This window comes from Kibdelosporangium banguiense (genome assembly GCF_017876405.1).
GTDB lineage: Bacteria > Actinomycetota > Actinomycetes > Mycobacteriales > Pseudonocardiaceae > Kibdelosporangium > Kibdelosporangium banguiense.
On the sequence record NZ_JAGINW010000001.1, the window covers coordinates 10,713,973 to 10,726,804 of the forward strand.

Here is a 12,832-nt window from a genome sequence, read left to right on the forward strand (position 1 = left end):
CCTGCCGGCAGGAAGCGTTACCGCGCTCACCCTGCCGAGCGAGGCGGAGCCATGGTGGATGAGCAGGCCGATGCCACGGCGTGGTTTACGGCGTGGTCAGCCAGCGGGCCCACGCGGTGGGGTCGGTGCCGATCTCGGTGGGGATGCCCAGCTGGGCCAGGGCGCCGGGGTACCGGTTTTCGTAGATGGCGTTGACCTGCGTGGCGTCGGTCGGTGTCCGCAGCAGCCAGGTGGCGGGGAGGTATCGGCAGCGCAGCACGGGATAGCGTTGCCCCTCGGCGTCGACGAGCTCGCCGTCGATGACCCTGCGGCGGATCAGGCCGGCGATCAGTTGGGTGCGTTCGGCGACCCGCGTGGTGAGGGGGCGGTGCTGGCTCTCCACGCTGTGGGGTTCTCGGAAGACGATGGTGGCCGTGGTCCAGGCGGGGGCGATCGCTGCGACCTGCACGCTGGCGGCCAGCCAGGGCAGCTGGAGCATGCGCGCGGTGTGGATGCGGTGGTTGCCGCCGTCGCTGATGCAGTAGATCGGGCCGGCCCAGGCGGGGATGCGTTCGAGGGTGATCGCGTCGGTGAACAGCTTGGTGGTGAAGGCGTCGAGGTCGTTGCTGCGAAGCAGGCCCGAGGCGATGTTGTACGGGCTGTGGTTGCGGAAGCCACCGAACTGGCCCCAGGTCGGGTGGTGGGTGGCCACGACGAGCCGCGTCGGCACCCACTGCACGGTGCGCGCGACGCCGCCCTGGTCGCCGTTGACCAGCGTCCCGACCGAGTCCAGCGCTCGCGCGCTGGGCAATTGCGGGTCGGTGGCGTTGAGGTCGACCGCGCGCTGGGCGAGAAAGGACTGGATATCGCCGTGCCGGCGCAACAGGTCCCGGGCCGTGCGGCAGGCGGCGACGTGCTGGTCGTAGACGGGGCCACGCCGAGCGAGCAGCTCCGGGATCGACGGGCCTTCGAGGGACAGATCAGCGCCTCGCCACGCCTCGAACAGCGGTGGCGGCGTGGCCGGCAGGGGCGGGTCGAAGACGACCTGCGGCGGCTGATCGTGGAAGTAGCAGGACAGCACGTGCGCGGCTGCCCGCGCGGTTGGTGCCGTGCCCCAGAACCGGCATGGCGTGGCGCCGTCGCTGGGCGGGCCGGTGGCGATGAACCCGCCGCGGCCGCGGTAGTCGATCGACCAGACCGGTACGCCGTCAGCCGGGCTGCGGTGCATCGAGGCGAGCTCAGCGTCGACGATGTCGGCGCGCGAGAGATCGGTCGCCCGCTGGCGGCGGCGAAGACCACGGCTGAGCGCGGCGAGCGGCTTCACCGCACCCATCTTCCCGGAGGCGCAGACCGGCATCGGGGCCACCACGGGCACGGTTTCCCGCTGTCCCCTACGCCACAGGCCGTCTACGGGTTGCAGCACGGCGTATGCATGCAGTAACCAGTCACTGTGCGTGCGAGGGGATGAGAAGGGGCATGGGCGGCACCAGGTACGTGCACAAGACGAACGCGACGCAGTTGCGCGTGCTGCTCGAGGTCGACGAGCGCGGTCTGCGGAAGTTGGTGCGGCGCAATGGGTTGCCCGCGCCGATGGACAGCGACGGAGAGGGCGCGTGGTGGTCTGTGTCGGCGATCCGGGACTGACTGGCCACGACCGGCTTCCGGTCGGCGCGGGAATTGCTGATCGAGTGGTGGCCGGACGCGGCCACGTCGGACCTGGTGAGCACGCGGGCTGGCACGGCGCGATCGCGCGCTGGTCGAGCCGGTGGCCGTGGTGCAGCACTGGAGGACCGACGCGGGGCACCGTCGTGCTGGCCTGGCCGGTCAGCGATGGGCCTGTCACCGGCGTGGACCTGGCCGGACATGGACTCCTACCTGGTCATTGGATTCGATATGCCGCTGGCCAGCCAGAGGTAGGTAGACGCTATACGCACCGCCTACTGGTCCGCCGCATTTGAGATCCGCGCCTGCATCAGACAAGTCGGTTACTCGTCCAGGGCGCGGCGAGCCTCACCCATTCCTCAAGAGCGTGCCTGGTACCGCAGACCGTGCTGATGCTTGCGTCTCATTGCCCGAAGGGCGGCCGCTGCCCCCTGATTTCCGGCCACCATCTCCGCCGTCAGTTCATCAACCCTCCCATGGTCGGCCAGCAGCTTGGCCAACCCGTAGGCGGCCTGTGTGTCGCCGATATCGGCGTGGGTGCGTAGGAGTGCGGCCGCGTCGTCGATCCGGCCCTGATCCGCTAGCAGGACGGCCAGCTGGTAAGCGGCGTTCGGGTCGCCGTTGTCGGCGCGCTGGGCCAGTTCGTCGGTGCGGCCCTGTTTGGCCAGCACGACGGCCAACTGGCTAGCGGCCTCTGCGTGGCCGTTATCGGCGTGGGTGCGCAGGAACGTGAGCGCCTCATCGACACAGCCCTGCTTCGTCAGCAGGTTGGACAACCGAAGGACGTCATACACGTCGCCACTGTTGGCATGGGTGCGCAGCACAGCGATCGCCTCATCGACACGGCCCTGTTTCGCGAGCAGGCCGCTTAGCCGACCCACCGCGAACGTGTCGCCGTTGTCGGCGCGCTGGGCCAGTTCGTCGGTGCGGCCGTGTTCGGCCAGCAGCTCCGCCAACCGGTACGCGGCCTCCAGGTCGCCGTTATCGGCATGGGTGCGCAGCAAAATGATCGCCTCATCGACACGGCCGTGTTTAGCCAGCAGCTCCGCCGACCGGTACGCGGCCTGTGTGTCGCCGCTGTTGGCGTGAGTGCGCAGGAAGGTGATCGCCTCATCGACACGGCCCTGATCCACCAGCAGCTCAACCAGCGGGCCAAGATCTTTCGGATCGCCGTTGTGGATGCTACGTCGATAAAGGGCTTCGACTTCCTGGTGGCGGCCCCGGCTGTGGGCGCTGACCGTCAGGCGGTCGACGTCGTCGGGGTGATGGTGCTCGACGAGTGCTTGCCAGACGGTGTCGGGCAGGCGGGTGGTGCGCCGGACACGCAGGGCGTGTTGGTGGAGGTAATCAGCGACCTGGTAGCCGGCGATTTGCCCGATGCCCATGCCGGCGTCGACGGCGCTGAGGGCGGCGGCGGCGCCGTGTAGGGACTTGGTGGCGTAGGTCAAAGCCTGGTTAAGCCAGTCGGCCGGCGCGGTGGCGCGCTGGTTGGGGGTGAGGTAGCTCGGCGCGGCCGCAGCCAGGAACTCGCATGTGACCGGGGCTCTGGCGCCGACGCGCCGGGCGTCGCGAGCGGCGGTGACCACAGCTTTGCCGAAGCAGTGTTCAGCTGGTGCTTGTTCCCAATGTTGCACCAACTGCGGTCCAGCGGCCATCACCTGGGTGAACCCGGCGTCCGGGGTGTTCAGGGCGATACGGATCCGCCGATCGGCGACCAGCTGTTCCGCCCGGCGCCGCTCCTCTGCGCTGAACTCCTCCGGCACGGCGACGAGCTCGGCCAGACCAAGCAGTTCCCGGTCGTTGGCGTGCGGGTCGGGTTGCCCAACGGCGGGCGGCGCGGTGCGGATGGCGTACTCGCCGGGCCAGAGCGTCGCAACCATCTCCACACCCGCCCCGATCAGCTCGCGGACCGCTGCTCCCGGCAGGCCTGTGGAGTGGTCGAGGTAGCGTTGCAACTCGTCGAGCCACACCACGGTCCGCGCTGTCGGCGCGGCGGCAAATTGACCGATCGTGTCAGCGTCGGCGGGGTGCAGCAGCCACCAGTCCGGCACCACCGTCTTGATGGCTTCGAACAGTGCTCGGGTCTTGCCGACCGAGGATCCACCGGTTAACAGCACGAACCCACCTTGCTGACTGGCCGCGGTGATCCTCGTCCGCAGTTCGGCGTCTAGGTCGCGCGGCACGTATACCGGCAACTCGTCTCCAGCCTCGCGGTAGCTGGGTTGTTCGGTGGCCTGGATGGCGGCATGCACGCCCAAGATCCGTGGGCGTGCATCGCGGACCCGGAGCGTGGTGGGTGGGCGTCGTTGATGCTGTTGCGCGACGCGTTTGTAGGCGTCCAGCCAGGGCCGCTGCGCCTCGACGGTGTCAAGCCCGCACACCGTCAGATAGATAATTACGGTGTCACGCGAAGGCGCCGACTTGCCGTTGAGCAGGTCGCTGATGGTGCTGGACGGCAACGCGGACTGCCGCCCATCGTGCACCGGTAAGCCTGTGGCGGCCTTGCTCAGCGCACGGTAGGACCGGTTGCCCCGTAGCTGACCGAGCCTTTCGGCGAGCTGCGCCAGCGTCTCGATGTCCCTCGGATCCATTTCTCCAGCTGGTCTCTTGGTCCACTTCTTTGGTTAGGCCCTGCCTGTCCGGTGAGGCTCGCCGGACAGGCACCGGACACCGTAGCCCTGAACTAACTGGACCGAATCCGCCCTGGTTTCCCCGTAGCCCGCGCGGCGCGTTGTTCGGGTGTGTCCGCAGCCCTGACCGGCTGGCAGGCCGGGCTGGTGAACTCCGCCCCACGGGCTTTTAAGCGGCCCGGATTCGGGAGAATCGATTCCCAGACAGGACAGGCCTATGTGGACACCGTTGATCACCTTCGCCGCCGTGGTGCTGCTTACCCTCATCACTGCGGCAACCGGCGTGACGCTTACCGTTACCGAACATCGTCGTGGCCAGCGCGCCGTCACTGTCCTGAAGCTTCTGCTGATCGCCACCCTGGGCGCAAGCGGCGTGATCCCCTTCCTGGTCCGGTTGCACCAGGCCGACCTGATATAGCACTGCGTGCGTCACAGCCCCCAATGGGTCACGCGATGAGGACTTCAACAGGTAAGCGCTCCTGACAAAATGCGATAACTGACCAAGTGTCAAGTCGGGCGACAGGTGTCGAGGTCAGCCAAGCCACAGCACAAGGAGAATGTGGACCTCCTGTAGATCTTCCAAGATCAGGTAGACGACTTGACCCGCTCGATTCTCACCAAATGTCCAACGGCGCACGGCACCGTCCGGGTTGGCTTCGTGTTGCGGTTCGCCGTTCCACGGCGTGATTTCCAGTACATCAAGAATTCTCAGGAATTCCGCTTGAGCTGCTGACGGTATGGCGGCGACTTGGTCGAAAACCGCCGGGTCGGGGACGACGTGGTACAAGCCGGCGCCTACTTGCCGATGCGCGCTGCGATGCTGGCCCGCAGTTCGTCGATCGAACCCGCGTTCTCATTGCGCCCGGTGCGGAGTATCTCCTCGGCCTTGTCGAGCAACCGACTGTACGAGCCGGGGTCCCGCTGTTCCATGTGGGCGATGTGTCGCCACTTGTTCAGCAGGTTGTACAGACCCGCAAGCTCCTTGCTCGCCTTCGCTTGGTCCAAGACCAGTGCCCACTCGGCGTCGAAGGTCGCGACCAGCACGGGCGGCAGTTGCTGCCGGATGGATTGAGGGTCGGACGGCGCCGGCGCCGGCGGCGGCAACGGAACTGCGGCAGTCATGCAGGCAGCATACTCGCGGGGCTCGCCCGCTGCGGCTGATTCGACGCTCGCCGTCATTGCCACGCCAACCGCCGGCTCCACGCACTCCATGAATACGAGCAGTTCTACAACAACCACCGACCCCACCAAGGCATCGCCAACGCCCGACCACTACAACCACTGCCACAGCCAATCACCGAACCAGCCCAGATCAGCCAACTCAACATCCGCCGACACCCACGTCTGGGCGGCATCCTCAACGAGTACCACTATGCAGCCTGACCTGCACGGATGACATTTTCGGCAAGCGCACCTTCGATACAACCGGGCGGCACCCCACCGACGTCGCGTAAGCGTTCAGAACCAGGGGGTCAATATTCAGCCGGACCAGGCAGCGCCGCGCACAGAAGAGACATGCATGAGGTTGAACCGCCCTGGGGCACATCAATCACTCCATCAAACCTGGGGCGGTTCGTCCTGCCCGTGACACGATGAGTCGCCAATCAGCTTGACGCGGAACGGCGAGGACAGGTCAGTGAGCGAGGGACAGACGGTGGTATCGCGGTTAGGCTGGGGGCTGTGACAGTCGGACTTCAGTGGCCTTACGTGCCGCCTGACGGGTGGACTGCGGCTGACCTCGATCGGCTCAGTCTGGATGGCCCGTATGGGGAACTTGACGCGCTCAAGCGTATCGAGCTGATCGATGGAGATCTGATCGTCATGAGTCCGCAGACGGAGTTCCATCGGCGTGTGGTCGAGCGTCTGCGCGATGAACTGGCCCGGCAAGCTCCCGACGAGCTGACTGCGACCCGGGAGATGGACGTGGTCCTCGGCGACCGGCAGCGGCCATGCCCGGACGTCTCCGTCGTCTCCGCCACAGCCGCGGCGGAGCTCGACCGGACGTACTATCTGCCTGCAGATGTGGTGCTGGTGGTGGAGGTGGTCTCCAAGTCCTCCGAGATCCGCGACCGCGAGACCAAACCCCGCCGGTACGCCGAGGCCGGGATCCGCCACTTCTGGCGCATCGAGAACGACGGCGGCCGACCAGTCGCCTACGTCTACGAACTCGACCCCGCCACCTACACTTACACACTTACCGGGATTTTCCACGAGCAATTAAAGTTGCCAGTACCGTTCCCTGTCGATCTGTCCCTAGCAGCCCTGTCCAAGTAGCTGTTAGCGGCGTTGGGTCAGACAGTAGAACAACAGGAGGATGCCCTCTGTTATTAATTCGTCAATCTGTTGACGAAATTTGTCACCAACATTCGCTTGTCCAGGAGGTGGCACTGCTCGAAAAGTTTTCGCTGCACATCAAACCATATGTCGACCTTCATTGGCGATGCTACCGACGACCAAGCATGCGGCCGCGCAATGCCTGCTAGACCACGCGGGTGCGGATCCTGTACCGCTCGAAAAGCTGTCGCGCCTGGTCAGGACATCAAACAAGCCGTTGAGATCATGATCCAGTGATCGTGTCACTGCTGTACCAACTGACCCGACAACTGCTGTCGGTCCCCGCGGTGCTGCTGCGCCGGGACACCGCCAAGGACGCCGAACTGCTCGTGCTTCGGCACGAGAACGCCGTCCTCCGCCGCCAGATCACCGGCCAAGTCCGCTACGAGCCAGCGGACCGTTTCTGGTTCGCCGCCTTATCCTCGATACTTCCCCGACGCCGCTGGCACGACCTCGTACCTGTCCAACCAGCAACGATCCTGGCCTGGCATCGCAGGCTCATCGCCCGGAAATGGGACTACAGCACCCGCCGACGAACCCGTGGACGGCCGCCCACCCACCTGGCGATCAAGAAGCTCGCCCTTCGCCTGGCCCACGAAAACCCACGCTGGGGCCACAGAAGGATCCAGGGCGAACTGATCGGACTCGGACACCGGATCGCCGCCTCGACCGTGTGGGAGATCCTGAACTCGGCCGGGATCGATCCCGCTCCACGCCGAGCCGGTCCCACCTGGAAACAGTTCCTCGCCAGCCAGGCCCACGGCGTCATCGCCGCGGACTTCTTCCACATCGACACCGCACTCGGCAAACGCCTCTACGCCCTGGTCTTCCTCGAACACGGCACACGACGGCTGCACATCGCCGGCGTCACCGAACACCCCACCCAAGACTGGACGACACAACAAGCCCGCAACCTCACCACCGATATCAGTGCGCGGCTGAGCGCGCTCCGCTTCCTGCTCCGCGACCACGATACGAAGTACTCGGCCGCCTTCGACGCCGTCTTGCGAGCCGAAGACATGGACATCCTGACCAGCGCACCCCAGGCGCCGAAGATGAACGCCCACTGCGAACGGATCATCAGAACCCTCCGCAGTGAAGTGTGCGACCACGTTCTGATCCTCAACGAGGCACACGCTCGAAAGGTTCTCGCCGAGTACCAACGGCACTACAACAGGCACCGGCCTCACCAAGCCCGAGAACAGCGACCACCCGAACGTCACCAGCAGCCCGACCAAGCAGACGAAGCCAACGCCCGCGCGTTGTTACGCACCCGCGTCCTCAATGGACTCATCAACGAATACCGATATGCCGCTTGACCTGCAGCGATGACTTTTCGAGCGGTACAGTGTTGGTGCAGGGCGGCAACGGCGCGCTGCACAACAACTTCGAGCTGTTCGTGAAGATCGGTATGAACCACGAGCACTGGTACCGCGAGAACTCCGACGCGAAGACGCCGTGGTTGAAGGTGGGCGTGGTGCGCTCCGTCGACCCATGGCGCGACTGTCCTGCAGTCGTACAGAGCACCTTCAACCGCAACTTCGAGCTCGTGTACCGCTCGACATACCACCAGTTGCGTCACGTCTACTTCGACCAGTCATCGGGGTGGTGGAACGACGCGACGATCTTCGGTCCCGTTGATCCGGTCGGCATTCCGGGCTTCGTGCAGAGCGACCGTGGCGCGCCCGGCGACTTCGAGGTCGTGGTGGTGAATCAGTACGGACAGGCGGAGCATTGGACCAAGCACAACAGCGCGCCGTGGACCCGGGAGCCTGGTGAGTGGTACCAGCGGGCGACGTTCGGCGCGGACTTCGCGTTCGGCGGTCCCTCGCTGGTGCAGAGTCGGCTTGGCGGGGGCGAACTGCACTACGTGGGCACGGTCACCAGTGGGGCGATGCGCCACTACCGGTACGGCGCGTCCGGCTGGACGCTTGAGAACACTTTCGGCGACAACGCTTCCAGTGCCCCGTGCCTGATCGAGGGAACGTACGGCGCGGGCAACGAGACGGGTGTCGGCAACTTCGAACTCTGTGTGGCCGTGAGTGACCGGATCGAGCACTGGTGGCGTTACAACGCCGTTCCAGGCGCGTGGAACCTGTCGGCGGTCTTCGGTGCGCAGGTACGCCGCGTCGTCAGCCTTCTCCAGAGCACATACGGCACCAACCTTGAGCTTGTCGCCGAACGAACCGACGGGGCGTATCAGCACTACTGGCGTGACGGCGGCGGTTGGCACACTGGCCCGATAGTCACGTGATCACAGCAACGAGGGAGACGACGAGCTTACGACCACAGACGACCTATGTGGTCACCTCCAGTCTGCTGGTCGCGCGAAAATCAAGGTCAGCCCCGCAGGTCGCGGAAACGCGTGGTGATGTCCACAGGAACCGGGTGGCTCACCACGTCGTCCTGGGTGCTCGCGTCGACCATCAGGATCAGGCTGCCCGGTAGGCACGGCGCGAGGTCGGGGAACGTCATGGCATAAGTGACGAGGCTCTGGTTGGGAAACCAGGGCCCGCGGCCGGGGATCACGATGCGGCACGTCTGCCCTGGCAGCGTGTCCGGAATCGGCAGGACGGGTGGCGTGAACGCCAGACTGGATGTGACTGGCGGGCCCAGCCTGGTAAGCAGCCGTTGGCGCCACGGCACCGTACCGCTGTTGCGCAACGTCGCGACGAGCACGAACAGCTCACCGCGGACCAGCGCGACGCCCAGCGTGCTTTCCTGCCGCACCAACGTGATGGCGTCGCCCGCAACCGGTCGCCAGTCGTCCTGCGGTGGCATCGCGAGGAGATCGCGCGCCTCGGCGAGCAGTGCGTCGAGGGTCGCGCCGTGCTCACGCGCGAGCTGCTGGTACAGCGGCCATCTAGGGTTCCTGGGCACCCGGCGCGCCAGTTCGTGCAACCGCCGCCTGCGGTCGGGGACCGTGATCACGGGGTCCGGGCCGCTGAGCAGGCGTCGCCACCGCGTGCGCAGGGCCATGTCGAGCATCTCATCGGCCGCGCACGTCTCGGCGATGGCACGGAGGAGTCGCTCCGGCACCGGACTGCCCTGTTCGTGCCGGCTCAGCCACTGGCGGGTCAGCTTCGGCCCGGAGCGGTTCCGCAGGCGTTGTGCGAAGCCTGCGAGCGAGAGGCCGAGTGCCCGGCGGGTGTCGGCGAGCAGGGCAGCCGGCTCGGTCATGTTGTCCGCCACGGTGTTTCGCAGCCCGCGTACTGCTCGGGCAGGACGATGAGGCTCATGATCGCCCCAACCAGGGTGCTCGGGTAGCAGTAGACCCCGTTGGGCCAGCCGAGCCGCAGGCACAGCCGGTAGGTGCCGGGGTGTTCTGGTGCGCGGATCGGCACCGCGGTGTCGACCTCGCCACCCGGCGGCGCGTCCGGTACTGGCACGAACGGCGGTGTGCGTAGGCCCGCGTCCCCGCCTCCCGCGCGGTAGAGCACCTTGTGCACCCATGGCCGAACGCCCGTGTTGCGTAGCCGCCACCACCCGAGGACGAACGTTCCCGGCCGCACCGCGAGCCCTTCAGGCAGATCGCGTTCCGGGTTGACCACGTTGCCGCAGCGGTCCTCGTGGTCCGGCAGCCAGTCCGACGCTGCGGCGGGGGCACTTGGATAGCGACGGATCGCCGCGCACATGTCCCGCACCGCAACACGCATGCTCTCGGGGCCCTCGAAGAACATCGCGACCTCGGTGTCGAACCCGTCCGGCCCGATCTGCGCCAACTGGGCGTGCGCCGGAGCACGCGGTGGGTCCGCAGACTGATCGGCCTGCAGCGATACCGCCCAGCGGTACATGTCCACGAGGTAGCCGTCTGCCAGGAACGCCACGTCGTAAGCGTGCACCAGCCACGCGGGGACCTGACTTCCGCGCACTTGCTCACGCCGGTACGCGCTGACCGACCGCAGCCAGGCGGGCACCGGGGCCTTTGTCGTGTTGCCGGTCTCGATGCCGGACACGTACCGCACCGTAAGCGGATGCGGCAGCGACGAGGTGCTCCCGGCCGGCCGGGTGTCACCGGAATCCGGGTACAGCTCGGCGATCACGGCATTGAGCACCTCCACCGCGTCTTCCAGTCGCTCGCATCCTGCCGCCGACCTCAGCTGTCTCATCGCCGCGGACAGCTCCTTCATCACGACCATGGGCGTGTGCGCGGCCGCCCTGGGCCTGCCCCGGCTGCCAGGACTCATCGGCACCCTCCCCTGTGGTTACGTTCGCGCGGAAAAATGCGCTCAGCGCACGCTGTGCGGCATGAGCACACAACCGGATGTCAATGTCCTCTCCGTCGGCACCGCCTGGCACTCGCTGACCGGTGGGATCGACATGCTCAACCAGAGATTCTGCACCGCGCTGGCCCGCGCCGGCCTGCGGGTGTTCTGCCGGGTCTCCCCATCGACGCACCAGGAGATCGCTGAGGCGGAACGCCAGGGTGTCGTGCTCGTCCCCGCGTCTCCCGGCCCCAGGGACTTCGCCCTCGCCCGGCGTCCGCACATGCCCGGCGGGGTCGTGCCCGACCTCGTCATCGGCCACGGCAGGTTCACCGGGCTGGTGGCCCGCGGCATCGCCGAGGACCACTTCCCCACCGCGACGAGGCTGCACTTCCTCCACGTCGCGCCGGACGAGATCGAATGGCACAAGAACCGGCGCGGCGAAGACGCCGGCGATCGCGCCGAACACCGGACCGCGCTTGAACTGGAGCTGGCCAAGACCGCGGACCGCGCGGTGGCCATCGGCCCCATGCTGCATAACAGGTACCTGACCGAGCTGTCCGCGTTCGACGGCCCACCTCCCCTGAGGTTCGTGCCCGGCTTCGACGCCGGTCCCGTTGTGCGGCGCACACCGCCGCCGGGCGCGCCGGTGAAGATCCTGCTGTCCGGCCGGGTCGAGGACTCCTCGCTCAAGGGTCTCGACCTCGCCGCATGGGCGGTGGGGCTGGCGGCGCGGCGGCGCGGACCCAGCACGACCGGGGTGGAATTCGTGGTGTACGGCGCACGCCCCGGCACTTCGGCGGCCGTGCGGTCCAAAGTGCTCCGGTGGGCCGGACATCCAGGGCTGAACGTCGTCGTGCGCCCGTACACGAGCGACGGAACACGGCTGGCTGTTGCTCAACGAACCGCGAGTCTCGCGCTGATGCCGTCGCGCACCGAGGGGTTCGGCCTGGCCGGTGCGGAAGCGATCGCCGCGGGCACGCCGGTGCTGGTGAGCAGCACCAGCGGCCTTGGCCTGCTGATCGGCGAGGAGCTCGGGCCGGACTCGGCGCGTCCGTTCGTGGTGCCGGTATCCGGTGACGACGCCGAAGACGCCGAGACATGGGCCCGCGCCATCGAGGCTGTGCTCGACGACCGCGCGGCGGCGTTCGCCCGCGCCCACGCACTGCGAGAACACCTGACGAGCCGCTACTCGTGGGATTCGGTGGTCTCGTCGCTGCTGGGACAACTCGGAATCCGGCAGCCCGACCTCGTGTGACCGACGCGCGCTTACCTTGTGCCGCTCGAAAACCCATCTCGCCGGGTCAGGACACCTGAATGAAGGCAGTAGGGATCATGCTGCGGTGATCGTGTCACTTCTGTATCAACTGACTCGACGACTACTGTCGGTCCCTGCGATGCTGCTGCGCTGCGACTTCTCCAAGGACGCCGAACTGCTCGTGCTCCAGTACGAGAACGCCATCCTCCGTCGCCAGATCACCGGCCAGGTCCGGCAACAGCGCCAGATCGTTTCTGGTTCGCCGCCCTGTCCTCGCTGCTCCCCCGACGCCGTTGGCACGAGATCTTCTCCGTCCAACCCTCAACAATCCTGGCCTCGCACCGCAGATTCATCACCGCGAAGTGGACCTACAGTGCCTGCCGACGCCCTACCGGACGGCCACCTACCCACTCGACAATCAAGAAGCTCGTCCTTGACCTAGCCCGCGACAATCCACGTTGGGACATAGAAGGATCCAAGGCGAGCTGGCCGGTCTCGGCCACAAGATCGCTGCGTCGACGGTGTGGGAGATCCTGAACTCGGCCGGCATCGGTCCAGCTCCACGCCGGGCCGGTTCCACCAGGAAACAGTTCCTGACCAGCCAGGCTCACGGCATCATCGCCGCGGACTTCTTCCATCGACACCGCGCTCGGAAACGCGCGACGTTTCGCCGAAGGAGCCGGGTACACGCGGCCATAGCGGCATGTTACGGCCGGTGACGTTTCCAGTCCGATGCAGACTCGGCTGTCTTGGCTGCAGACCGC

The 12,832-nt window shown here is 66.6% G+C and carries 12 protein-coding genes; 6 read left to right on the top strand and 6 right to left on the bottom strand.

Features of this window, described 5'->3' with window-relative positions:
* Nucleotides 1–85 precede the first annotated feature (85 nt).
* Complete coding sequence (locus JOF56_RS47965) at nt 86–1,402, bottom strand: hypothetical protein (protein ID WP_209646149.1); 1,317 nt, start codon at nt 1,400–1,402, stop codon at nt 86–88.
* A gap of 53 nt (nt 1,403–1,455) precedes the next feature.
* Between JOF56_RS47965 and JOF56_RS47970 the strand changes: the two genes are divergently transcribed.
* Nucleotides 1,456–1,623: a hypothetical protein gene (locus tag JOF56_RS47970; RefSeq protein WP_209646150.1), complete on the top strand. Its 168-nt coding sequence runs from the start codon at nt 1,456–1,458 to the stop codon at nt 1,621–1,623.
* Nucleotides 1,624–2,000: 377 nt separating this feature from the next.
* Here JOF56_RS47970 and JOF56_RS47975 read toward each other — a convergent pair whose 3' ends face one another.
* Nucleotides 2,001–4,232, bottom strand: a complete 2,232-nt coding sequence (locus JOF56_RS47975; protein ID WP_209646151.1) for a tetratricopeptide repeat protein — start codon at nt 4,230–4,232, stop codon at nt 2,001–2,003.
* Between the two features lie 256 nt (nt 4,233–4,488).
* Here JOF56_RS47975 and JOF56_RS47980 point away from each other — a divergent pair, with 256 nt between their 5' ends.
* Entirely contained in the window at nt 4,489–4,689 is a 201-nt protein-coding gene (locus tag JOF56_RS47980) for a hypothetical protein (RefSeq protein WP_209646152.1), read from the top strand.
* Between the two features lie 114 nt (nt 4,690–4,803).
* On the opposite strand, the gene JOF56_RS47985 is transcribed toward JOF56_RS47980, so the two are convergent.
* Nucleotides 4,804–5,058: a hypothetical protein gene (locus tag JOF56_RS47985; protein ID WP_209649143.1), complete on the bottom strand. Its 255-nt coding sequence runs from the start codon at nt 5,056–5,058 to the stop codon at nt 4,804–4,806.
* A gap of 8 nt (nt 5,059–5,066) precedes the next feature.
* On the bottom strand, nt 5,067–5,393 hold the full coding sequence (locus tag JOF56_RS47990; RefSeq protein WP_209646153.1) for a DUF6247 family protein: 327 nt from the start codon (nt 5,391–5,393) through the stop codon (nt 5,067–5,069).
* A gap of 558 nt (nt 5,394–5,951) precedes the next feature.
* Between JOF56_RS47990 and JOF56_RS47995 the strand changes: the two genes are divergently transcribed.
* The 3 genes from JOF56_RS47995 (at nt 5,952) to JOF56_RS48005 (ending at nt 8,859) form a co-directional block, all read left to right on the top strand.
* Nucleotides 5,952–6,545: a Uma2 family endonuclease gene (locus tag JOF56_RS47995; RefSeq protein WP_209646154.1), complete on the top strand. Its 594-nt coding sequence runs from the start codon at nt 5,952–5,954 to the stop codon at nt 6,543–6,545.
* Nucleotides 6,546–6,838: 293 nt separating this feature from the next.
* Nucleotides 6,839–7,924 (top strand): integrase core domain-containing protein, encoded by a 1,086-nt coding sequence (locus JOF56_RS48000; RefSeq protein ID WP_209646155.1) that lies wholly within the window; start codon nt 6,839–6,841, stop codon nt 7,922–7,924.
* 29 nt (nt 7,925–7,953) lie between these two features.
* The gene (locus tag JOF56_RS48005; protein ID WP_209646156.1) at nt 7,954–8,859 is read left to right on the top strand and encodes a hypothetical protein; all 906 of its coding nucleotides are present in this window, start codon (nt 7,954–7,956) and stop codon (nt 8,857–8,859) included.
* An 86-nt stretch (nt 8,860–8,945) separates the two neighbouring features.
* Here the strand turns inward: JOF56_RS48005 and JOF56_RS48010 are convergent, their stop codons facing one another.
* Both JOF56_RS48010 and JOF56_RS48015 read right to left on the bottom strand, forming a co-directional pair.
* Nucleotides 8,946–9,785 carry a helix-turn-helix domain-containing protein gene (locus JOF56_RS48010; protein ID WP_209646157.1) on the bottom strand — a complete coding sequence of 280 codons (840 nt, stop codon included), beginning with the start codon at nt 9,783–9,785 and terminating at the stop codon, nt 8,946–8,948.
* Nucleotides 9,782–10,792, bottom strand: coding sequence for an NBR1-Ig-like domain-containing protein (locus tag JOF56_RS48015; RefSeq protein ID WP_209646158.1), 1,011 nt, complete (start codon nt 10,790–10,792; stop codon nt 9,782–9,784). The genes JOF56_RS48010 and JOF56_RS48015 overlap by 4 nt, the downstream gene beginning before the upstream one ends.
* A gap of 61 nt (nt 10,793–10,853) precedes the next feature.
* Here JOF56_RS48015 and JOF56_RS48020 point away from each other — a divergent pair, with 61 nt between their 5' ends.
* The gene (locus tag JOF56_RS48020) at nt 10,854–12,068 is read left to right on the top strand and encodes a glycosyltransferase family 4 protein (RefSeq protein ID WP_209646159.1); all 1,215 of its coding nucleotides are present in this window, start codon (nt 10,854–10,856) and stop codon (nt 12,066–12,068) included.
* Nucleotides 12,069–12,832: the final 764 nt, after the last annotated feature.